The following is a 22287-nucleotide window of genomic DNA, read 5'->3' as shown; positions in this document are numbered from 1 at the left end:
TCCATGACCGTCCTGCGCAGGGTCGGGGTGCGGGTCGCCTGGCTGCTGGGTAGCCTCCTGCTCGCCAGCTTCCTGATCTTCCTCGCGACCAACAAGCTGCCGGGCAACATCGCCCAAGTCACCCTCGGCACCAACGCCGGGCCGGGCGAGGTCGCCGCGCTCGAGGAACGCCTCGGCCTGAACCGACCCTTCCTCCTGCGCTACGTCGAGTGGCTCGGCGGCATCGTCACCCGCTTCGACTTCGGCCAGTCCTACTACACCGGCGCCCCCGTCAGCCCCCTGATCGCGGCGCGCTTCGAGGTCTCGGCCTGGGTGATCGCCTTCGGCATGATCTTCGCGATCCTGATCGCCATCCCCGTCGGCTCCTACGCCGCGGTGCGCCGCCGTCACCTCGACGGCATCGCCGTGTCCGCGCTGTCCCAGGTGGGGCTCGCCATCCCCGCGTTCTGGGCGGGCATCTGGCTGGTGATCGTGTTCGCGGTGCGGCTCGGCTGGCTGCCCGCTGGCGGTTACGTCTCCTACTGGGACAGCCCGCTCGACTGGATCAGGCACCTGATCCTGCCCGTCGCCTCGCTCGCGGTCGTGCAGGCCTCCGTCATCTCCCGCTACGTGCGAAGCTCGGTGATCGACGTCCTCCACGAGGACTTCTTCCGCACCGCCCGCGCCGTCGGCTGGTCGCGGATCGGCGCGCTGTGGCGCCACGGCCTCCGCAACATCGGCATCTCGCTGCTGACGGTGATCGGCCTGCAGTTGGCGACGCTGCTGGTCGGCGCCATCATCATCGAGCAGGTGTTCGCGCTGCCCGGGCTCGGGTCGGCGCTGCTGACGGCGGTCTCGGGGCGCGACCTCGGCATCGTGCAGGCGATCGTGCTGCTTCTGGTCTGGTCGGTGCTGCTGATCAACTTCCTCGTCGACATCACCTACCAGATCGTCGACCCGAGGCTGAGGCGAAGGGCGGAGGCGGCATGAGGCGCGGCACCCTGATCCTCAGCATCGTGCTGATCGGCATCGTCGTGGCCCTCGCGGCGGTCGGCCTGTTCTGGACCCCGTTCGGACCTACCGACATCACCGGGGGCAGCCTTGAGGCTCCCGGCTGGCCCCATGTGCTCGGCACTGACGCGATCGGCGTGGACGTGCTGTCGATGCTGATGAGCGGGGCGAGGATCTGCCTGCTGGTGGGCATCGTCTCCGTCGCGGGGGCCGCGCTCATCGGCGTGCCCATCGGGATCTTCTCCGGCATGACCCGTGGCTGGGTGAGCGACCTGCCTGCACGCCTCTCCGACATCCTCTACGGCTTCCCCGCGCTGCTGCTCGCGATCCTGCTCGCCGCGGCGGTCGGCGGGTCGACGTGGACGGCGATGGCCGCGATCGCCGTGGCGACCATCCCTGCCTTCGTGCGCCTCGCGAGGGCGGCGACCTACCAGGTGATGAGCCTCGGCTACATCGAGGCGGCCCGCGTCAGCGGCACCCCGACCCTCGCGATCGCCGCGCGCCACGTGCTGCCCAACATCGCGCCGGTGCTGGGCGTGCAGGCCTCCGTCAGCTTCGGCATCGCGATCCTCGCGGAGGCGGGGCTCAGCTACCTCGGCCTCGGCTCGGGGCCGGACACGCCGACGTGGGGCCGGATGTTGCGCGAGGCGCAGAGCAACCTGTTCAACGCGCCCATCCTGGCGCTGTGGCCCGGCCTGGCGATCGCGGTCGCCACGATGGGCTTCAACCTGCTCGGCGACGGGCTGCGCGACCTGCTCGACCCGCGCCTCCGGGAGGTGTCGTGAACGTGCTTGAGGTCAGGGACCTGACCATCCGGTTCGGGCGGCGCCCTCCCGCCGTCGACGGCATCTCGTTCAGCGTCGGCGAACACGACCGGCTCGGCATCATCGGGCAGTCCGGCTCGGGAAAGTCTGTGACGTCGCTTGCGATCATGGGGCTGCTGCCGGAACACGCACAGGTCACCGGGTCGATCACGTTCAACGGGCGTGAACTCGTGGGGCTGCCCGAGCGCCAGTACCGCGGGCTCCGCGGCGACGAGATCTCGATGATCTTCCAGGAGCCCATGACGGCGCTCGACCCGACGATGCGCGTCGGACGCCAGATCGGGGAGGTCGTGGCGCTGCACCACGGCGAGCAGAAGGGCTCCATCCACATGGAGGTGCTCGACTGGCTGGGCAAGGTCGGCATTGCGGAGCCGGAGCGGATCGCCGACTCCTACCCGCACGAACTCTCCGGAGGGCAGCGGCAGCGGGCGCTGATCGCGATGGCGCTGGCAAACGAGCCCGAACTGGTGCTGTGCGACGAGCCGACCACCGCGCTCGACGTGCTCGTGCAGCGCCAGATCCTGCGACTGCTCGACGAGCAACTCCGCGACCGCGCCTCGGTGTTCGTTTCGCACGACCTGGCCGTCGTCCGGGAGGTATGCCCGCGTGTCGCCGTCATGCTGGAGGGCAGGATCGTCGAGGAGGGCGAGGTCGAGCAGATCATCTCCGACCCGCAGCACCCGTACACCAAGGGCCTGATCGCCTCCGCCCGGATCGACCGCGTTCCGCGCGACCAGCCGCTGCCGAGCGTCGCCGACTTCTACACGGGGGAGGCGCACGCATGAGCCTCGTCGAACTCCGCGGCGCGACCGCAACGTACCGCCGAGGCGGCAAACAGTTCGTGGCGCTGAGCGACGTCACCCTCACCATCGAGCAGGGGGAGCGTGTCGGCATCGTCGGCGGCTCGGGGTCGGGCAAGACGACGCTCGCCCGGCTGATGCTCGGCCTCCTGAAGCCCTCGGCGGGGGAGATCACGTTCCAGGACCGCTCGATCGTCGGCCTGCCGGAGCGGCGGCTCGGCTGGCTGCGGGCGGCGGCGTCGATGGTGTTCCAGGACCCGAACTCCTCGCTCGACCCCCGAATGAAGCTGCGCGACATCATCGGCGAGCCGCTGCGCTCCCCGGTGCTCAGGAAGCGCCCCGACGTTCCGCCGCTCAGCGACGCGGTCCTCGCCGCCGCGATGGACGGCGTCGGCCTCGACGTCGAGATGCTTGAGCGCTACCCCCACCAACTCTCCGGCGGTCAGCGGCAGCGCACCGCCATCGCACGGGCGCTGATCAGCGACCCGGCTCTGCTGGTCGCAGACGAGCCCGTGTCGGCCCTCGACGTGTCCGTGCGGGCGCAGGTGCTCAACCTGCTCACCTCCGAGGTGCAGGAGCGCGGCCTTGCGCTGGTGCTCGTGTCGCACGACCTGTCGGTGGTGGCGCGGCTGTGCGACCGGGTGGTCGTGGTCGAGCGCGGCCGCGTCGTCGAGGAGGGCCCCGTCGACGCCGTCCTGACCTCACCGGAGCATCCGTACACGCGGGCCCTGCTCGACGCGACGCTGACCATCTGAGGTTCGCTGCCGGCGCAGTGGAACGTGCGTCGAGCGGTGTCGCAATCGAAGTAGACTCCTCACCCGTGAAGGCACTGCTACTCGAGAACATCCACGCCGACGCCGAAAAGTCGCTGCGCAACCGCGGCTTCGAGGTTGAGACCCTGCCCGGCGCCCTCAACGAGGACGACCTGATCGCCGCGCTGGAGGGCGTCGACTACCTCGGCATCCGATCGCGCACCTACGTGACGCGACGCGTCATCGAGTCCTCCCCGAACCTGCGGGCGATCGGCGCGTTCTGCATCGGAACCAACCAGATCGACCTGGACGCCGCCACCGAGGCGGGGGTCGCCGTCTTCAACGCGCCGTACTCCAACACGCGCTCGGTGGTCGAACTGGCCATCGGCGAGATCATCTCGATGGCCCGCCGCCTGACCGACCGGAACCGCGACATGCACGAGGGTCGCTGGGACAAGTCGGCGATCGGCTCGCACGAGGTCCGCGGCCGCACCCTCGGCATCGTCGGCTATGGAAACATCGGCTCGCAGCTTTCCGTGGTCGCCGAGGCGCTCGGCATGCGCGTGATCTTCTACGACGTGGTCGACCGGCTCGCCCTCGGTAACGCCCGCCGCGTCGACTCGCTCGACGAGCTGCTGGAGCAGGCCGAGACCATCTCGCTGCACGTCGACGGCCGCGCAACCAACAAGAACCTGTTCGGCGCCGCCGAGTTCGCCAAGATGCGCCCCCGCGCGCTGTTCCTGAACCTGTGCCGCGGGTCGGTCGTCGACCTGGACGCGCTGCACGAGAACCTGGTGAGCGGCCACATCGCGGGCGCGGCGATCGACGTCTACCCGTCGGAGCCGAAGTCGAAGGACGAGCCGTTCGTCTCGAACCTGCAGAACGTGCCAAACGTCATCCTGACCCCGCACGTGGGCGGCTCGACGCTGGAGGCTCAGGTCGACATCGGCCGCTACGTCGCGGGCAAGCTGGCCGACTACCACGAGCTCGGCGGCACCGCGATGTGCGTGAACATCCCCGAGGTCGCCGCAGGTCCGAAGACCTCCGACGCCCGCGTGGTCGCCCTGCACCGCAACGTGCCGGGTGTGATGGCCCGCCTGAACTCGGTGCTCGCCGAGTGCAACATGAACATCGGCTGGCAGACCCTTGCCACCAAGGGCCACCAGGGCTACGCCATCACCGACGTCAGTGGTGAGGGATACGAGGGGCTGCTCGCGAAGCTGGACGGCCTGGATGAGACCATCCAGGTCCGCGTCCTCTGAGACAAGAGCGTGGGGGAGGGGCGCCGTCGGAGCAATCCGCGGCGCCCTTCGCCGTCGGCTGGATCGTGCGTTGAGCATGTTCGGTTGCTCGTTGTCGCGTGAGCCGCGTTTGAACGTTCGAACCGCAAACGAGTTACCAAACATGCTCAAGGACTGAGTCGCCCCCAGCGTCCAGGAAGCTACTCGGACGGTGCCTCGGCAAGAGCCTCAGCAGGCTCGTCGTCGGGCGCGGCGTCGTTCAGGTAGGCCAGGACGGCCTCGTGGATCAGCCCGTTGGTGGCGAGCGCGCCGGGGCCCTTGACGCCATCCTCGCCGGACAGGTTGGTGAACTTCCCGCCAGCCTCGCGGACGATGATGTCAAGGGCGGCCATGTCGTACAGGGCCAGGTCGGGTTCGCACGCGATGTCGACGGAGCCCTCGGCCACCAGCATGTAACTCCAGAAGTCGCCGTAGGCGCGGCTGCGCCAACAGTCGCGCATCAGGTCGATGAAGCCCTGCCCGCGACCCGACTCGACCCACTCCGAAATCTCCGAGTACGACAGCGAAGCATCGGCCATCTCGGCGACCCGGCTCGTCCGCAGTTCCGTGGCGTTCAGGATCGAGCGACCCGTGAACGCGCCGCCGCCCTCCGACGCCCACCAGCGGCGACCGAGCGCGGGAGCGGAGACGACGGAAGCGACGATCTTGCCGTCGACCTCCAGCGCGATCAGCGTCGCCCAGACGGGCACGCCGCGCAGGTAGTTCTTGGTGCCGTCGATCGGGTCGATGATCCAGCGACGCGACGACTCGCCGGTGTCACTGAACTCCTCGCCGTGCACAGCGTCGCGCGGGCGGGTCCTTGCGAGCGTGCGACGGATGGACTCCTCGACGGCGGTGTCCGCCTCCGTGACGGGCGTGTTGTCCGGCTTCGCCGAGAACTGCAGGTCCAAGGCCTTGAACCGGCTCATGGAGAGGGAGTCGGCGTCGTCTGCCATCAGGTGCGCGAGGCGCACGTCGTCGGTGAGGTCCTTCGGTCGAGACATGTAACCAACCTACCGAAGCCAACCCTCATTCGTCGCGCGACGCACTGGCAGGCGCGACGCCCTACACGAAGGCCCGCTCCATCCGCCGGAAGGAGGCGAGCCGCTCCGGGGCCAGCCGGCCGTCGGCGACGGCATCGTCGAGCGCGCACTCCGGGGCGTCCGTCTGATGCCTGCACCCGCGGGGGCAGTCCTCTGCGTACTCGGCCAGATCGGGGAAGGCGCCGAGGATCGACCCGGGCCGGACGTGGCTGATCCCGAACGAGCGGACGCCGGGGGTGTCGACGATCCAGCCGCCCTCGGGCAGTTCCATCGCGACCGCCGACGTCGACGTGTGCCTGCCCTTGCCCGTCAGTTCGGAGACCTCCCCGGTTGCGCGGTGCGCGTCGGGGATGAGCCGGTTCACCAGCGTCGACTTGCCGACGCCGGAGTGTCCGACGAACACCGTCACGTGGTCCGTGAGGGCCTCGCGGACCGGCGTCAGGTCGGCCAGGGGGTCGGTCACCAGGATCGGGACGCCGAGCGGCTCATAGGCCGCGCGAAGCTCGTCGGGGCTGGCGAGGTCGGCCTTCGTCAGGCAGAGCATCGGCGCGATCCCGGCGTCGTAGGCCGCCACCAGGATCCGGTCGATCATCCCCATCCTCGGCGGCGGGTCCGCCAGCGCCGTGACGATGAACAGTTGGTCCGCGTTCGCGACGATCGGACGCTCGAAGGTATCCGCGTCGTCGGCGCTTCTGCGCAGCATCGTGGTCCGCTCGAGGACCTCGACGACGCGGGCGAGGGTGCCCTCGTCTGCGCTCGTGTCCCCGTCCAGGCGCACCTCGTCGCCGACGATGATGCCCTTGCGCGCGATCAGCCTGCCGCGCACGGCCGAGACGATCCTGTCCTCAAGCAGGCAGCGGTAGCGGCCCCGGTCGACCGACACCACCCGGGCGACCGGAAGCGACGAGTAGTCGGGGCGGTCCTTGGTGCGGGGTCGGCTGCGCTTCCGCGGCCGGTCGAATCCGGTGTGGTCGTCCTCGTGGATACTCACCCGATGAGCCCGGCCCAGTCGGACGGGAAGCGCGGCATGGTCTTCGACACGCACGCGATGTCATCGATCCCGATGCCCCGGATCCGCAGCGCAAGAAGCGCGGCGAAGTGCACCATCCGGTGGTCCGCGTAGGCGTGCAGCACGGCAGGGCGAAGGTCGCCGCCTCCGGTGATGCGCAGCCCGTCCTCGGTCTCGGACGCGTCGACGCCGACCCGCCGCAGTTCCGTGACGAGCGCCGCGAGCCGATCCGTCTCGTGGCCTCGGATGTGCGCGACCCCGGAGATCGTGGTCGTCCCCTCAGCGAGGGCTCCGAGCGCCGCCACCACAGGCGTCAGTTCGGACGCGGCGCCGAGGTCGACGTCGATCCCCTGGAGCCTCCCGGCGCCGTGCACCGTGACCTTTCCTGCCGAGCGCGTCACCCGGGCACCCATCGACTCGACCACGTCGAGGAACAGCGCCCCCGGCTGCAGCGATCGGCGCGGCCAGCCCACGACCGAGACCTCGCCGCCGGTGAGGGCGGCCGCGGCCAGGAAGACCGACGCGTTGGTGAGGTCGGGCTCGATGGTGGCGTCCTTCGCGGCGATCGGCCCGTGCGCGACCCGCCAGGTCCGCGCGTCCGGTTCGGCGACGCTGACGCCCCTGTCGCGCAGCATCGCCGCCGTCATGTCGATGTGCGGCCGCGACGGCAACACGTCGCCGGTGTGGCGTAGCGTCAGGCCCTCGGGGAGCCGGGCGCCGATCAGCAGCAGGCCGGAGATGAACTGGCTTGACTCGGACGCGTCGATGGCCACCGTGGCGCCGTACTGCGCCGGAGGGCTGATCCTGAACGGCAGTCGATCGCCGGTGACGATGGCGCCCAGTTGGCGGAGCCCGTCGAGCAGCGGCTTCATCGGGCGCTCGGACGCGTGGGGGTCGCCCACGAATCCGGAGGGGCCGTCGGCGAGCATCGCCACCGGTGGGGCGAATCGCATCACCGTGCCCGCGAGGCCGCAGTCGATGTCCTTGGCGCCTGCGAAACGTACGGGGGGCGCGACCCGGGCGCGGGTGCCGTCGGTCTCGACCGAGACGCCGAGGGCGCGCAGGGCGTCGATCATCAACGCGGAGTCGCGCGACTCGAGGACCCCGTCGAGGCGGCTGGGACCGGTCGCGAGAGCGGCGAGCACCAGCGCACGGTTGGTTTCCGACTTCGACCCGGGGACGATCACCTCACCGCGGACGGGAGCGGACGCGTGGGGGAGCGGTCGTTGCATCACGAGGTGACGGCGTCGATCTTCTTACTGAGCCGCCGGGCCTGCTTGCGTGCCTTGCGGGCCAGCTTCTTCGCCTTCTTCTCGGCGGTCGCGGCCGCGGCCTTCGTGGACTTGGAGATGTCGTCGCCGAGCGCGGCGGCCTTCTTCTCGGTCACCTTCGCCGCCTGGTCGGCGCGCCAGGCAAGGCTCGGCTTGCCCTGGGTGTCCTGCATCGCAAGGATCGAGGCGCCCAGAAGCGCCACGTTGCGGAGCACCTCGGGACGTGCGGAATCCTTCGCCGTCTTGGGGGCATCCTTGCCGGGCAGCGCCATCGCGACGTTGAGCACGCTCGCCTTGGCGAGCAGCAGCGCGCCGATCCTCCGGCCGATGCCGGTGGCGAACATGGCTCCGCCCGCGATCTGGGCCACGCCGGAGATCCGCACCCACGTCTCGGCCTTCTCGGGCACGTAGGACGACACGTCCGCTGGCACGACGCGCTGCAGCAGCGGCGTGATGGTCGAGGTGAAGGCTTCAGCATCAGGGGCGCTCTCGGCGGGCTTGGTGACCGCCTTGACGCCTTCCGTGATGAAGTAGCCGGCGAACATGCTCCGGGCAACAAATCGCAAGAGGCTCATGGCGCCACCCTACTAGGCTGGCGACATGTGCGGACGGTATGCGGCCACTGCCAACCCAGACGAACTCGTTGAGGAGTTCGAGATCTCCTTCGTCGACGAGGGGATGGACGAGGTGTGTGAGCCTCGCTACAACATCGCCCCGACCGACACCGTCCCTGCGGTGGTGGAACGCGCCAAGGACGGCGAGCAGACGCGCAAGCTCGTCGGGCTGCGCTGGGGCCTGGTGCCAAGCTGGGCGAAGGCGCCCACCGCCACGATGATCAACGCGCGGGTCGAGACGGTCACCGAGAAGCCTGCCTTCCGGAAGGCCGCCTCAGCCCGCCGCTGCCTGATTCCGTCGATCGGCTACTACGAGTGGCGGCCCGAGCAGGTCCCGGGAACGGCGAAGCCGGTCAAGCAGCCCTACTTCCTCTACCCGCAGGCGGAGCCGTTCGTGATGGCAGGGCTGTACGAGTTCTGGAAGGGCCCCGACGGCTGGGTCGCGTCGACGACGATCATCACCACCGAGGCCACCGACGAACTGGGCTGGGTGCACGACCGGATGCCGATGATCGTGCCCGCCGACTCCTACGACGACTGGCTCGACCCCGGACTCACCGACGCAAGGGCGGCGGTCGCGCTGCTCGAGACCCCCCTGACGCTCGCCCACCGCAAGGTCTCCCGGGCCGTCAGCTTCGTCGGAAACGACGGCCCCGACCTCATCGTCGCGGCTGGCTGAGCCTCGGCCCCAGCCGGCCGCGCGGGAATATCGCGGCGACAATCGGGGTTGTCCCACACATGACGCTCACGAAGGTGCCACCGGTGGTGACCATCGCCGAGTCGATCGTGGACTCGGCGCTATTGTCGTACCTGATGGAAGATCAGGATCTGGTGGCAGCGTCGGCAGACGCCACCCTCGAAGATGCCGAAGCGGCAGCCTTCGAGGAGGAGGCGCTGAGCCATCTCGACAAGCTGTACGCGGCCGCCCTGCGGATGACGCGGAACCCGGCCGACGCCGAAGACGTGGTGCAGGACACCTACGCCAAGGCCTTCGCGTCCCGCCACACCTTCACGCCAGGGACCAACCTCCGCGCCTGGCTCTACCGGATCCTGACAAACACCTACATCAACGCCTACCGCAAGGCGCAGCGCACCCCAAGAGCACCGGCGACGACTCCGTCACGGACTGGCAGTTGGCCCGCGCGGCCTCGCACGACTCCACCGGCCTGCGCAGCGCCGAGATGGAGGCGCTCGACCAGACGCCCGACGCGGTCGTCGCCGAGGCGATCTCGCAGTTGCCCGAGAACTTCCGCACCGCGGTGCTGCTCAGCGACGTCGATGGATTCTCCTACAAGGAGATCGCCGAGATCATGGGCACCCCCATCGGCACGGTGATGAGCCGGCTCAACCGCGGAAGGGCCCAACTGCGGGAGTTACTCGCCGACCACGCCAAGGAACTGGGCATCGGACGAAACGACACACGGGAGGGGGGACGCTGATGAGCGCCATGGGAATGTCCCAGGAACACGACGAGATGGACGAGTGCGTGCAGGCCCTCGCGCGCGTCCACGCCTTCCTCCACGAGGAACTGGTCGAGGCCGACGCAGACGCCATCCGGATCCACCTGCATGCGTGTGAGCGATGTATGGAGAACTTCGAGATCGAGTCGACCATCACCGAGATGATCGTGCGCAGTCAGCCCGTAGAGCAGGCCCCGACAACGCTGGCTGCGCGGATCCAGACGATGCGCATCACCCGTAGGTGACCCCCGACATGAAGAAGCCCCCGCACGCAGCGGGGGCTTATCTGCCTCGGCGAGGCGACGGCTCAGGCGTTGGGACGCTTGCCGTGGTTTGCCTTGTTCTTGCGACGCGCGCGGCGCTTGCGACCGGTCTTACCCATGGTGGGACTCCTCGTGGCTGAATCTGCGGACACCACATTGTGCCAGAACCGGGTCGTCATGAAAAAGCCCGACGTGGCAGAGTTGGCATCGTGGCACGAGCAGTAGACCGGATGACCGACGACGAGTGGCTCGACGCCTTCGTCTCCCAATGGCACCTCCTGGCGGATCTGAGCTTCTCGGATCTGGTCCTGTGGAGGGCACTCGACGAGGGCGACACATTCGAGTGCACCGCCCAGATCCGCCCCGTGACAGGCCCAACGGCCCTCGAGGACGACATCGTGGGGGAGCGCATCGAGTACGACCCCGAGCATCAGGTCACCGTCGCCTACATGACGCACGAGATCTCCGAGACCAGCAACAACGCGATCAGCGCGGGCATCCCCGTCGACGTGTGGGCGATCCCGGTGATCCGCAACGGCCACCCCATCGCCGTCATCGAGCGGCACACCAACCAGATGGGCATGCGGGCCACCGGCGCCCTCGAGGAGAACTTCCTGGAGGCCGCGGAGATCCTCACCCAGATGCTGATGCGCGGCGAATTCCCGCTCGTTCCGCCGTCCGACAAGGCGCTGGCGCCGCGCCCCGCAGACGGCGTGCTGCGGGTGCAGCCCGACGGGATCATCTCCTTCGCCAGCCCCAACGCGATCACCGGCTACCGCAGGCTCGGCGCGCAGGGCGACATCGAGGGCGAGCACTTCCGCGACCTCACGCGAACGCTGCGCCGTGGCGTCGAGGCGGTCGGCCAGACCGTCAACGCGGACATCGACGGGCGACTCACGCTCGAGTTCGACGTCGAGACCCACAGCGCGTCGATGCGCTTCGTGGTGCTGCCGCTCTGGTTCGAGACGACCTCCGCCGGGATGCTGGTGCTCTGCCGCGACACGACCGACCTGCGGCGCCGCGACCGGATGCTCGTCACAAAGGACGCCACGATCCGCGAGATCCACCACCGGGTCAAGAACAACCTTCAGACGGTCGCGGCGCTGCTGCGGATGCAGTCACGCAGGCTCGAGTCCCCGGAGGGCAAGGAGGCGCTGCGCGACGCGATGCGGCGCGTCTCGTCCATCGCGATGGTGCACGAGACGCTGTCCTACTCGCTCGTCGAAGAGGTCTCCTTCGACGAGGTGTGCGACAAGATCCTCGACATGGTGGGAGACCTGGCCGCCTCGAACGGAACCGTCCGTGCGGTCCGGCGCGGCACCTTCGGGGTCGTCCCCGCCGACATGGCCACGTCGCTGTCGATGATCATCACCGAGTTGTGCCAGAACGCCATCGAGCACGGGCTGAACAGCTCCTCTGGCCTCGTGGAGGTACTCCCGGAGCGCAACGGCCAACAGTTGGCCGTGTCCATCCTGGACGGCGGTCAGGGGCTGCCGGAGGACTTCAGGCTCGGTAACCAGAAGTCGTTGGGGCTCTCGATCATCTCGACGCTGATGCACGACCTGCACGGCACCCTGTCGATCGCCAACCGCACGGACGCGCCGGGGACGGTCGCCCGGATCGAACTGCCCGTGCCGAGGGGCTGAGCCTCAGGAGTTGCGCAGGCGGGAGCGCGCGGCGCGGCGCTTGATGGCGCGGCGCTCGTCCTCGCTCAGGCCACCCCACACACCGTGGTCCTGGCCGGCCTCAAGGGCCCACGCGAGGCACTGTTCACGAACGACGCAACGGGCGCAGATCTTCTTTGCCTCTTCGATCTGCTGCAGCGCCGGACCAGTGTTGCCAACAGGAAAGAACAACTCCGGATCCTCAGTGAGGCAGGCAGCCTTGTGGCGCCAATCCATAGTTGTGCTCCTTCTGTGGCAGGTTCATGGTGCTGCGGAGGCTCCGCAAGCTTATGCAGGTTACCCCTGGGACCAACGATAGGCAATAGATGCTCGCCGGGGGAGGGTTGTTCTCAACAAATGTGTCAGTCGGCTTGATCGACGGCGGTGGCCTTGGCAGGCTTCGTTCCGTGAACCTTAGCCTGCTGCGCCGGCCCCTGCTCGCCGTCGCCATCATCCTGACAGCCCTGACGGGGCTTGCCTTCGTGGTGAGCGGAATCGCGGCGCTGGTGGCCAACTCGCGCACGTTCGGTCTCGGCGTGGCGGCCATGCTCATCGGCTACGGCGCCGTGCTGATCCTCATCGCGTGGCTGGTGCTGCGCGGCCGCCCGTGGGCGCTCGGCCTGATCGTCGCGTCGTCGCTGCTGCACGCGCTGGCGGTCGGCAGTTTCCTGACCAGCCAGGACCGGACCCAGTTCGTCCTGATGCTTGTGATCGCGCCGTTCGTGCTCGCCACGTTGGTGGCGTCGGTGCTTGCCGTCGGTCGCGGCGAGTTGCAGCGCGCGACCGACGGCACCGCGGGTTAGGCCAGCCGGCCCGCACCCGGGGCTGGCAGCACCGTGAACCATTCGGGGGCCGCGTAGCCAGCGTCTGCGAAGGCGGCCGCGACCTCCGCGCCGATCCGCTCACCCTGGCCTGCAGGGGCGAGCGCGATGATGCAGCCACCGAACCCGCCGCCCGTCATCCGGGCGCCAAGCGCGCCCGAGCGACGCGCCTGCTCGACGGCGAGGTCGACCGTCGCGACGGTGATCTCGTAGTCGTCGCGCATGGACGCGTGCGACGCGTCCAGCAGCGGCGCCAAGTCGGCGAGGTGACCGTTCTTGGCGACCTCGAAGGCGTCCAGCACCCGGGCGTTCTCCGTGACGATGTGACGCACCCGGCGCCGCATCGTCTCGTCGTCCAGTTGGGCGAGGGCAGCGTCCAGGTCGGTGACGTCGCGCAGCGCAGGAATCCCCAGCAGCGCGGCCGCCTCCTCGCAGGACGCGCGCCGCGCGCCGTACTCGCCGTCGACGTGGCTGTGCGGCGTCTTGGTGTCGAGGACCAGGATCTCAAGGCCCTGCTCCGCAAGCGGGAGCGGGACCTGTTCGGCCTCGAGCGAGCGGCAGTCCAGGAACAGGCCGGCGTCCTTCTCACACAGCGTGCTCGCCGCCTGGTCGAGCAGGCCCGTCGGGGCGCCGACGTAGGCGTTCTCGGCGACGCGGGCCAGCTTGGCGCGGTCCATCGGGGCGATGTCCAGGTCGTACAGGTCGGCCATCGCGGCGACCGTTGCGCACTCGATCGCCGCCGAGCTCGACAGCCCCGCACCCAACGGCACGTCCGAGGTGAGCACCAGCGTGGCCCCGCCGAGGTCATGACCGGCCTCACGCAGCGCCCACACGACGCCCGCGAGGTAGGCGGACCACCCGTCCTGCCCAGGCGCCAGGTCGGCAAGCGGCAGGCTGACCTGCTCGTCGAGCTCCAGGGAGACGATCAGCAGGGTGTCGTCGTCGCGACGCCCCGCGGCGAGCACCGCCTTCCTGTCGAGCGCGAACGGCAGCACGAAGCCGTCGTTGTAGTCGGTGTGTTCGCCGATCAGGTTGACCCGTCCGGGCGCGAACCACAGACCCTCGGGCGCGGCATCCGCCACCTCCTGGTAGCGCTGACGCAGGGCGTCGAGGTCGAGCATTCAGTCCTCCTCATCGTCGAGCCGTGCCAGCCACGAGGCGAGCCGCTCGACCGGAGTCTCGAACTCCGGGTTCAGGTCAACAAAGGTGCGCAACTGATCGGCGAGCCACTCGAAGGTGATCTCCTCGTGGCCGCGCCGATCGACGAGCTCTTCGAGCCCGCGGTCGGTGAAATACATGGCGTCACCCTAGCGCGGCGTCGAGGAGTTCATCCTCCTGGGCCTTGTGGACCTTGAGTGAGCCAACGGACGGTGCCGACGACCACGGGCGGGAGACCAGCACCATGTCGAGGTTGAACTCGGGGAAGTGCTGAGCGACCGCGCCGGGCAGATGGACGGACAGGAACGGCCAGCCGCCCTGGTTCTCCGGCTCGTCCTGCACGAACCGCACATCGGTGACGTGCGCGTAGCGGCGCAGCACCTCCGCCAGTTCCGCGTCTGGAAGCGGGTAGAGCCGCTCGAGCGCGATGATCGCGACGGTCCCGTCGTGACCGGCCTTCTCGCGGGCCGCGACCAGGTCCCAGCGGACCTTGCCGGAGCACAGCACCAGTCGCGTCACCTTGCTCGGATCCTCGATCGTCGGATCGTCGAGCACGGGCTGCCACTTGCCGGAGGTGAAGTCGCTCGGATCGGAGGTCGCCAGCTTGTTTCGCAGCATCGACTTGGGCGTCGCGATCACCACGGGACGGTGGTAGTTGACGTAGGCGTGCTGGCGCAGCAGGTGGAAGTAGCTGGCCGGCGTCGACGGCTGGCACACGGCAAGCGCGTTCTCGGCGCACAACTGCAGCCAGCGCTCGATCCTGGCCGAGCTGTGGTCGGGCCCCTGCCCCTCGTAGCCGTGGGGGAGCAGCAGCACAACGCCCGACTTCTGGCCCCACTTGGCGTTGCCAGCGGCGACGAATTCGTCGGAGATGGTCTGGGCGCCGTTGACGAAGTCGCCGAACTGGGCCTCCCACAGCACAAGGGCGTCGGGGCGGGCCACGGAGTAGCCGTACTCGAAGCCGAGCGCGGCGTACTCGCTGAGCAGCGAGTCGAACACGTCGAAGGAGGCCTGGTCGTCGGTGAGGTGCTTCAGCGGCACCCACGCCTCGTTGGTGACCCGGTCGACGATCGCGGCGAAGCGTTGCGAGAACGTGCCGCGTCGCGAGTCCTGACCCGCGAGGCGGACCGGGCGACGCTCCATCAGCAGCGAACCGAAGGCGATGATCTCGGCGGTGGCCCAGTCGATGGGCCCCTCCAGGATGGCGTGCGCACGACGCTCCAGTTGGGGCTTCACCTTCGGGTGCGGCGTGAAGCCCTCCGGGAACTGCGTGTGCACGTTGGCGATCGTCTGCATCATCTCCGGGGTGATCTCGGTGAGACGCTCATCGGGCTTGGTCGGGTAGTAGGGGACGCGCATGTAGTCGTCATCCGCCGCCGCGCTGTCGCGCACCTCGCGGAACACGTTCTCGAGCCGGCTGCGGAACCGGTTCATGACGTCCTCAGCGTCCGACATCGAGATGTCGCCGCGGCCGATCAGCGACTCGGTGTAGAGGCGCCGCGTCGAGCGCTTCTGCTCGATCAGGTCGTACATGTTGGGCTGCGTGAAGCTCGGATCATCGCCCTCGTTGTGACCGCGCCTGCGGTAACAGACCAGGTCGATGACGACGTCGCGGTGGAACTTCTGCCGGTAGTCGAACGCGATGCGCGCCGCCCTGATGCAGGAGTCCGGGTCGTCGCCGTTGACGTGCAGCACCGGGGCCGAGATGGCCTTTGCGACGTCCGTGGAGTAGGTCGAACTGCGCGACTCGGTCGGCGCAGTGGTGAAGCCGACCTGGTTGTTGACGACCACGTGGATGGTGCCGCCGGTCTTGTAGCCGCGCAACTGGCTCATCTGCAGGGTCTCGAACACGACGCCCTGGCCCGCGAAGGACGCGTCGCCGTGCAGCGTGAGGGCGAGCACCGGGTGGTCGGTGGCCTTCAACGTGTCCTGCTTGGCGCGCGTGATGCCCTGCAGCACCGGGTTGACGGCCTCGAGGTGCGACGGGTTCGCCGCGACCGACGCCTTGATGGTGGCGCCGTTGGCCGCCACGAAGGTGCCCTCGGCGCCAAGGTGGTACTTCACGTCGCCGGTGCCGGTGGTGTCGAGGACGCCGTCGAACTCCTTGAAGATCTGCGCGTACTTCTTGCCGACGATGTTGGCGAGCACGTTGAGGCGGCCGCGGTGCGGCATGCCGATGCAGACCTCGTCGAGCGAGTCGTTTGCCGCCTGCTGCGCGATCTCGTCGAGCAGCACGATCAGCGACTCGCCGCCCTCGAGCGAGAACCGCTTCTGGCCGACGAACTTCGTCTGCAGGAAGGTCTCGAAGACCTCCGCCTCGTTGAGTTTGTCGAGCGCGTGCATGTGCTCCTCGTGCGTGAGGGGCTGATGCGGGACCTCCATGCGCTGCTGGAACCACTCGCGCTGCCGGATGTCTGCGATGTGCATGTACTCGACGCCGACGGTGCGGGTGTAGGAGTCCTGCAGGATCGAGATGATCTCGCGCAGCGTCAGGTAGACGCGCTCGTTGCCGCTCAGGGTGCCGACGGCGAACTCGCGGTCGAGGTCCCAGATGCTCAGGCCGTGGCTCTCGAGGCGCAGGTCCTCCTGCGAGCGCTGCCGGTACTCGAGTGGGTCGGTGTCGGCGACCAGGTGGCCGAACGTGCGATAGGCGTTGACCAGTTCCAGCACGCGGGCCGTCTTGGAGACCTGCTGGTCGCGGTGCGCGGAGATGTCGGGTGACCAGCGCAGCGGCTCGTATGGGATGCGGAGGGCCTCGAAGATCTCGTCGTAGAAGCCCTCCTCGCCGAGCAGCAGCGAGTGCATCTTCTTGAGGAACTCTCCCGACGTGGCGCCCTGGATGACGCGGTGGTCGTAGGTGCTCGTCAGCGTCGTGACCTTGCTGACGGCGAGGTCGGTGATCCGCGACGGGCTCATGCCCTGGAACTCGGCCGGGTAGTCGATGTTGCCGACGCCCAGGATCATGCCCTGGCCTGCCATCAGGCGCGGCACCGAGTGGTTGGTGCCGATGCCGCCCGGGTTGGTGAGCGACGCGGTGGTGCCCGCGAAGTCGCTGACCTGCAGTTCGCCGGCGCGCGCCTTGGCGATCACCTGCTCGTAGGCGGACCAGAACTGGAAGAAGTCGAGCTTCTCGCAGCCCTTGATGTTGGGCACCAGCAGTTGGCGGGTGTCACCCTTCCTGAGGTCGATGGCGATGCCGAGGTTGATGCTCGGATTCTCGACCAGGTTCGGCTTGCCCTCGACCACCGTGTAGGCGTTGTTCATGTCGGGCAGCGACTTCAGTGCCTGCACCATCGCGTAGCCGACGATGTGGGTGAAGGAGACCTTGCCGCCCTTGGAAGTGCGGAGGAAGTTGTTGATCACCGTTCGCTGATCGATGACCAGCTTCATGGGAACCGAACGCACCGACGTCGCGGTCGGCACCGTCAGCGAGGCGTCCATGTTCTTCGCGGTGCGCATCGGGGCGCCGCGCATCACCACGTAGGTCGGTTCGGCGGCGCTCGGCTCGGGGCGCAGCGACGGGTTCGGCGCGTTGGCGGAAAGGCCAGCGCCGCTTCCCGGGTTGGAGGGGGCGCCTGCACCCTTGCGGACGGGCTCCACCTGGGGCCTGCTCGCGGGCCTCTCCTCGGCCTTCGGCTCGGGCTGAGTCGCTGGCTTCGCCGCCGCCGCCGCTGCCGTCGTTGGAGTCGGTGCGGGTGTCTGGGGCGCAGGCTCGGCTGCGGGCTCGGGGGTCGCGGGCTGCGGGGGAGGGGTCGCTTCGGTCGCGGCCGCGGGGGCCTCGGGCCGCTTCGGCTCGGTCTGGGCGGCGACCCGGGGCTGAGCCTCGGCCCGATCGCCGGGGTCGGCCTTCTCTGCGGCGAAGAACTCTCGCCAGGACGGATCGACGGACTTCGGGTCGGCCTCGTAGGCCTCCCGCATCTCGTCGATCAGCCAGGAGTTGGCCCCGAATGCGTCAATGGAGTCAGGTGCTGACATATGCCTTGTGGCGGTGGCCACGATCCCCTCTGTGTGGACTACGACCGCAGGCGCCTGCGGCTGCTGAAAAGGAAGCTTACCCAATCAAACCGACGCCGTGTCGCCACGACGACGGCTGGACCTCAGTGTCAGATACAACGCGTACCCCGTCAGCACCACAAGCGTCAGGTTCCTGAGCAGCAGAACGGACGTCTCAGGGCCGGATCCGAGCGGGTTGCCCATGATTCCGTAGGTGCCCCACGGGTAGGTGAACTGCGTCAGCGCGCCGACCAGCACGAGCGCCACCGCGAGCACGTTGACGTGCCTGCGGAGCCAGCCCGACTCGTGGTGGATGTACAGCGCGGCGACGGGGCCGCCGAGCCACAGGATGTACTGCGGCGAGAGGGTCTTGTTGACGATGATGGTCGCCAGGATGATCGTCAGGACGGCGAGCAGGATCGACTGCGGCAGCCGGGCGTCGCCGATCCGAAGGTTCCTGATCAGGCGGTAGCTGAGGTAGCAGGCAAGCAGGATGCTCAGCACCGTCAGAACCGACGAGACCTGCAGCATGAGCTGAACCCCTGGGGCCTCGCCGCGGATCTCGATGGCGTTGAACTCCGAGAGGTAGGTCTCCCAGAGCGGCTGGTTGGTGAAGGTGCGCAGAAACATCAGGGGCTGGCGGGCACCGACTCCACCTGCAGCCCACGGTTGCCCTGCCAGGTGATGGGGGAGGCCGAGCGCGACCACCCGTGCGTCAGCAGCGACGCGGCGGCCAGCCCGAAGCCGACGACCGCGAAGCCGATCAGGCGGCCGCGGGAGGTCTTGTCGCGCAGCGGGTTCGGGGCGAGCATCGGGCCGATCAGCAGCGCGGGCCACAGCTTGATGGCGGCGCCAAGCCCGACAAGCGCGCCCGCGATCCGCGGATGCGTCATCACGAGCATGCAGGCCCAGGCGACGAGCGCGGCGGGGATCAGGTCGAAGCGCGACCACACCACCGCGCCCTGGACGCCGGTGAAAAGGATCCAGAACAGGCAGCCCCACGGGTTGCCCCGCCGGTAGAAGGAGATCGCCACCAGCGCGTCGAGCAGCACGAAGGTCACCATGAAGTACGGCGTCCACTCGTAGTAACCGCCGAAGAGTTCGTACAACCCCTGCAGGATCCACACCGCCGGAACCGGATACTCGGCCATCACGTCGGGTTGGCCCTCGATGAGGGCGTAAACGTTCGCGCCGTAGTAGGAGATGTCGTTGATGACGAACTTCACGGACTCAAGGCGCAGCGTGAGGACGGTGAACAGCCGGGTGACCAGGAAGACGAGGATCAGCGCCGCGATCGTCTCGAGACTGCGCAGGGAGGGCCCGGCCTTCGGCGCGGTTCCAGCCAGTGACAACCTCGGCCTCCTCATCGTCGGTCGAAGAGTCTCCGACAACTGCTGGTCGGCGCCCCCGCGAGGATTCGAACCTCGGCTCCCGCCTCCGGAGGGCGGTGCTCTATCCCCTGAGCTACGGGGGCCGACGCGCACCCTGGTGCGCGACCTCGGCAAGGTTAGCACCCGTGCGACCCCGCTGTCGCACCGCGACGCGGCGACGGGCGGATCGGCCGCGGCTGTGGCGTCCTCCACGTGGACAGTGCGGTCATGGATGGCGCCGATCGGCGGCGCTCTGGCAGGCTTGCGGACATGACGCACATGCACATCGCCGGGTCGATCCACGCCGACGCGGCACAGGGCGGCCCGACGTGGCTGCGCGTGCCAGACGACCTGAACGAACTGGACCTGAAGCTCTGGCCGCGCGGCACGCACCGCGACGAGGCCGGGCGGATCGTCGTCGCGGGCGTCGCGCTGACCGATGTCGCCGAGCAGCACGGCACCCCCACCTACGTCATCGATGAGGACGACTTCCGCTCGCGCGCCCGCGACTTCACGGAGGGCTTCCCTGGCTGGGAGGTCTACTACGCAGGCAAGGCGCTGCTGACCCGGACGGTTGCCCGCTGGGCGGCGGAGGAGGGCCTCAACCTCGACGTCACCACCATGGGCGAGATGAAGATCGCGCTGGCGGGCGGCATGCCGGCGGCGCGGCTCGGCTTCCACGGCAACAACAAGTCCGACGAGGAGATCGCGTTCGCGCTCGACCAGGGCGTCGGGCGCGTCATCGTCGACTCCTTCGACGAGATCCAGCGCCTCGAGCGGGCCTGCGCCGAGGGGGCCACCGCGCCAACGTGCTTGTCCGTGTCACCACCGGCGTCGAGGCGCACACGCACGAGTACATCGCCACCGCCCACGAGGACCAGAAGTTCGGCCTCAGCATCATGGGTGGGCAGGCGCTGACGGCGCTGGTGCGCTGCTACTCGTCGCCGTACCTCGATCTGCGGGGCATCCACAGCCACATCGGCTCGCAGATCTTCGAGACCCTCGGCTTCGAGGTCGCCATCCGGCGCACCATGAAACTGGCGAGCCAGTTCCGCACCGCCACCGGCGTCGAACTGCCCGAGTTGGACCTCGGCGGCGGCTTCGGCATCGCCTACACCGCGGCCGACACGCCCCGCGCGACCACGGAACTTGCGGCGGCGTTCGAGGAGATGGTCGACCACGAGTGCAGGGCTCTCGGCCTCAACCGCCCCGAACTCAGCATCGAGCCGGGTCGGGCGATCTGCGGACCCTCCGGCGTCGCGGTCTACCGCGTCGGCACCGTCAAGACCGTCGAACTCGAGGGCGGCCGCTCCCGCGTCTACGTCTCGGTCGACGGAGGCATGAGCGACAACATCAGGCCCGCCCTGTACGCCGCGGAGTACTCGGCGGCCGTCGCCAACCGGACCTCCTCGGCTGAGCCGGTGCTCAGCCGTGTTGTCGGCAAGCACTGCGAGGGCGGCGACATCCTGATCCGCGACGTCTTCCTGCCCTCCGATGTCGCCATCGGCGACCTGATCGCCGTGCCCGGCTCGGGAGCGTACGCCAGGAGCATGGCCAGTAACTACAATCAGATCCCGAAGCCGCCTGTGGTGAGCGCCAAGGACGGCGACACGTCCGTGATGCTGCGCCGCGAGACGCTGGAGGACTTGATGAGATTGGACGTGGGACAGTGACCAAACCGCTGAAGGTCGCCCTGCTGGGCGCTGGCGTCGTGGGCTCTCAGGTGGCCCGCATCCTGGTACAGGAGTCGGACACCCTGGAGTCGCGGATCGGCCGCCGCCTCGAACTGGTCGGCGTCGGGGTGCGCAACCTCGACACCCCGCGCCCCGGGATCGACCCGGCGCTGATCACCGACGACCTGGAGGGCCTCGTCAACCGGGGCGACCTCGACGTCGTCATCGAGTTGATCGGCGGCATCGAGCCCGCCCGCGGCCTTGTCCTCAAGGCCATCGAGAACGGCGCCTCCATCGTGACGGCCAACAAGGCGATGCTCGCCGACGACCTCGGCTCCCTGTCGCGCGCCGCCGTCGACAAGGGCGTCGACCTCTACTACGAGGCCGCCGTCGCGGGTGCTATCCCGATCATCCGGCCGCTGCGCGAGTCCCTGGTCGGCGACGAGATCGCCGAGGTGATGGGCATCGTCAACGGCACCACCAACTTCATCCTCGACAAGATGGTCACCGACGAGGTGAGCTTCGAGGAGGCGCTGCGCGAGGCGCAGGAACTCGGCTATGCCGAGGCCGACCCGACCGCCGACATCGAGGGCCACGACGCGGCCGCGAAGGCCGCGATCCTCGCTGGCCTCGCCTTCCACACCGAGGTCCGCAGCGCGGAGGTGTTCTGCGAGGGCATCACGGACGTCACCCCCGCGGACATCGCCGCGGCGGAGCAGATGGGTTGCACCATCAAGCTGCTTGCGATCGCCAAGCTGACAGACGACGACCGGATCATCGTGAAGGTGCACCCGGCGATGGTCGCCAACAAGCACCCCCTCGCCAGCGTCTCCGGCGCCTACAACGCCATCTTCGTCAACTCCCGCGAGGCGGGCGAACTGATGTTCCTCGGCCAGGGTGCGGGCGGCAACCCGACGGCCTCGGCCGTGATGGGCGACGTCGTGACGGTGGCCCGCAACCGAGCGCGCGGCACTGCATCGCACCTCAGCTCCGGGTACACCCGGCGCGCGGTCGCCCCGATCGGCGAGTCCTCTGCCCAGTTCTACGTCAGCTTCGACGTGGTCGACCGGCCGGGGATCCTGGCGAAGTGCGCCGCGGTGTTCGGCAGGCACAACGTGTCGCTTCGCGTGGTCCAGCAGAGCTACGCCGACGACGGTCGCCCCTCCGACGGCTTCCCGGCAAGGCTCGGCGTGATGACGCACCTGACGCTCGAGGGCAGCCTCAGCAAGGTGATCGAGGAGCTGAACGAGGCCGACTTCGTCGGGTCCACCGTGCGCGTGATGCGCGTCGAGGGCTTCTGAC

21 protein-coding genes, 1 tRNA gene and 2 pseudogenes are annotated in these 22287 nt (G+C 68.8%); 12 read left to right on the top strand and 12 right to left on the bottom strand.

Going from position 1 to position 22287, the window contains the following annotated elements; genetic code table 11:
• Positions 1-3: 3 nt before the first annotated feature.
• The 5 genes from BW730_RS06750 to serA all read left to right on the top strand — a co-directional run bounded on the left by BW730_RS06750 (position 4) and on the right by serA (position 4628).
• On the top strand, positions 4-969 hold the full coding sequence (locus BW730_RS06750) for an ABC transporter permease (protein WP_077685582.1): 966 nt from the start codon (positions 4-6) through the stop codon (positions 967-969).
• On the top strand, positions 966-1775 hold the full coding sequence (locus BW730_RS06745; protein ID WP_077685581.1) for an ABC transporter permease: 810 nt from the start codon (positions 966-968) through the stop codon (positions 1773-1775). Before BW730_RS06750 ends, BW730_RS06745 begins: the two co-directional genes overlap by 4 nt.
• A complete protein-coding gene (locus BW730_RS06740) occupies positions 1772-2599 on the top strand; it encodes an ABC transporter ATP-binding protein (protein WP_077685580.1) in 828 nt (275 codons plus the stop codon). The genes BW730_RS06745 and BW730_RS06740 overlap by 4 nt, the downstream gene beginning before the upstream one ends.
• On the top strand, positions 2596-3369 hold the full coding sequence (locus BW730_RS06735) for an ABC transporter ATP-binding protein (protein ID WP_077685579.1): 774 nt from the start codon (positions 2596-2598) through the stop codon (positions 3367-3369). Before BW730_RS06740 ends, BW730_RS06735 begins: the two co-directional genes overlap by 4 nt.
• Positions 3370-3434: 65 nt before the next feature.
• Entirely contained in the window at positions 3435-4628 is a 1194-nt protein-coding gene (gene serA, locus BW730_RS06730) for a phosphoglycerate dehydrogenase (protein WP_237267995.1), read from the top strand.
• Between the two features lie 179 nt (positions 4629-4807).
• Here the strand turns inward: serA and hisN are convergent, their stop codons facing one another.
• From hisN to BW730_RS06710, 4 genes are all read right to left on the bottom strand, one after another.
• Positions 4808-5650: a histidinol-phosphatase gene (hisN, locus tag BW730_RS06725; RefSeq protein WP_077685578.1), complete on the bottom strand. Its 843-nt coding sequence runs from the start codon at positions 5648-5650 to the stop codon at positions 4808-4810.
• A gap of 61 nt (positions 5651-5711) precedes the next feature.
• Entirely contained in the window at positions 5712-6680 is a 969-nt protein-coding gene (rsgA, locus tag BW730_RS06720) for a ribosome small subunit-dependent GTPase A (protein WP_077685577.1), read from the bottom strand.
• A complete protein-coding gene (gene aroA / locus BW730_RS06715; RefSeq protein ID WP_077685576.1) occupies positions 6677-7930 on the bottom strand; it encodes a 3-phosphoshikimate 1-carboxyvinyltransferase in 1254 nt (417 codons plus the stop codon). Before aroA ends, rsgA begins: the two co-directional genes overlap by 4 nt.
• Complete coding sequence (locus BW730_RS06710; protein WP_077685575.1) at positions 7930-8544, bottom strand: DoxX family membrane protein; 615 nt, start codon at positions 8542-8544, stop codon at positions 7930-7932. The genes aroA and BW730_RS06710 overlap by 1 nt, the downstream gene beginning before the upstream one ends.
• A 25-nt stretch (positions 8545-8569) precedes the next feature.
• Between BW730_RS06710 and BW730_RS06705 the strand changes: the two genes are divergently transcribed.
• The 3 genes and pseudogenes from BW730_RS06705 (at position 8570) to BW730_RS06695 (ending at position 10288) form a co-directional block, all read left to right on the top strand.
• On the top strand, positions 8570-9262 hold the full coding sequence (locus BW730_RS06705) for an SOS response-associated peptidase (protein WP_077685574.1): 693 nt from the start codon (positions 8570-8572) through the stop codon (positions 9260-9262).
• 134 nt (positions 9263-9396) lie between these two features.
• Positions 9397-10022 (top strand): annotated as a pseudogene (locus tag BW730_RS06700) (sigma-70 family RNA polymerase sigma factor).
• Positions 10022-10288 carry a zf-HC2 domain-containing protein gene (locus tag BW730_RS06695; protein ID WP_077685573.1) on the top strand — a complete coding sequence of 89 codons (267 nt, stop codon included), beginning with the start codon at positions 10022-10024 and terminating at the stop codon, positions 10286-10288. Before BW730_RS06700 ends, BW730_RS06695 begins: the two are co-directional and overlap by 1 nt.
• 62 nt (positions 10289-10350) lie before the next feature.
• On the opposite strand, the gene BW730_RS20290 is transcribed toward BW730_RS06695, so the two are convergent.
• Positions 10351-10425 (bottom strand): 50S ribosomal protein bL37, encoded by a 75-nt coding sequence (locus BW730_RS20290; protein WP_390620223.1) that lies wholly within the window; start codon positions 10423-10425, stop codon positions 10351-10353.
• Between the two features lie 111 nt (positions 10426-10536).
• Between BW730_RS20290 and BW730_RS06690 the strand changes: the two genes are divergently transcribed.
• On the top strand, positions 10537-11952 hold the full coding sequence (locus tag BW730_RS06690; RefSeq protein ID WP_077685572.1) for a sensor histidine kinase: 1416 nt from the start codon (positions 10537-10539) through the stop codon (positions 11950-11952).
• Between the two features lie 3 nt (positions 11953-11955).
• Here the strand turns inward: BW730_RS06690 and BW730_RS06685 are convergent, their stop codons facing one another.
• Entirely contained in the window at positions 11956-12207 is a 252-nt protein-coding gene (locus BW730_RS06685) for a WhiB family transcriptional regulator (RefSeq protein WP_077351911.1), read from the bottom strand.
• A 170-nt stretch (positions 12208-12377) separates the two neighbouring features.
• On the opposite strand from BW730_RS06685, the gene BW730_RS06680 reads away from it, so the two are divergent.
• A complete protein-coding gene (locus BW730_RS06680; RefSeq protein ID WP_145952756.1) occupies positions 12378-12773 on the top strand; it encodes a hypothetical protein in 396 nt (131 codons plus the stop codon).
• Here the strand turns inward: BW730_RS06680 and galK are convergent.
• The 6 genes from galK to BW730_RS06655 form a co-directional block, all read right to left on the bottom strand.
• On the bottom strand, positions 12770-13912 hold the full coding sequence (gene galK, locus BW730_RS06675) for a galactokinase (RefSeq protein WP_077685570.1): 1143 nt from the start codon (positions 13910-13912) through the stop codon (positions 12770-12772). The two genes, BW730_RS06680 and galK, sit on opposite strands and share 4 nt — an antisense overlap.
• Positions 13913-14089: a DUF6104 family protein gene (locus tag BW730_RS18765; RefSeq protein WP_145952755.1), complete on the bottom strand. Its 177-nt coding sequence runs from the start codon at positions 14087-14089 to the stop codon at positions 13913-13915. It lies immediately after the preceding gene.
• 4 nt (positions 14090-14093) lie between these two features.
• Positions 14094-17945: a multifunctional oxoglutarate decarboxylase/oxoglutarate dehydrogenase thiamine pyrophosphate-binding subunit/dihydrolipoyllysine-residue succinyltransferase subunit gene (locus BW730_RS06670; RefSeq protein WP_418082030.1), complete on the bottom strand. Its 3852-nt coding sequence runs from the start codon at positions 17943-17945 to the stop codon at positions 14094-14096.
• 63 nt (positions 17946-18008) lie between these two features.
• The gene (locus BW730_RS06665; protein WP_077685568.1) at positions 18009-18572 is read right to left on the bottom strand and encodes a hypothetical protein; all 564 of its coding nucleotides are present in this window, start codon (positions 18570-18572) and stop codon (positions 18009-18011) included.
• Complete coding sequence (locus BW730_RS06660; protein ID WP_158522504.1) at positions 18572-19294, bottom strand: glycosyltransferase 87 family protein; 723 nt, start codon at positions 19292-19294, stop codon at positions 18572-18574. The genes BW730_RS06665 and BW730_RS06660 overlap by 1 nt, the downstream gene beginning before the upstream one ends.
• A gap of 50 nt (positions 19295-19344) precedes the next feature.
• Positions 19345-19416: transfer RNA gene (locus BW730_RS06655), tRNA-Arg, on the bottom strand.
• A gap of 166 nt (positions 19417-19582) precedes the next feature.
• Here BW730_RS06655 and lysA point away from each other — a divergent pair.
• Positions 19583-20985 (top strand): annotated as a pseudogene (lysA, locus tag BW730_RS06650) (diaminopimelate decarboxylase).
• The gene (locus tag BW730_RS06645) at positions 20982-22286 is read left to right on the top strand and encodes a homoserine dehydrogenase (protein ID WP_226997113.1); all 1305 of its coding nucleotides are present in this window, start codon (positions 20982-20984) and stop codon (positions 22284-22286) included. Before lysA ends, BW730_RS06645 begins: the two are co-directional and overlap by 4 nt.
• Position 22287: the final 1 nt, after the last annotated feature.

This window comes from Tessaracoccus aquimaris (assembly GCF_001997345.1).
Taxonomy (GTDB): domain Bacteria; phylum Actinomycetota; class Actinomycetes; order Propionibacteriales; family Propionibacteriaceae; genus Arachnia; species Arachnia aquimaris.
Note: the sequence above shows the minus strand (reverse complement) of the source record. Positions and strands in the feature narration are given on the sequence as shown.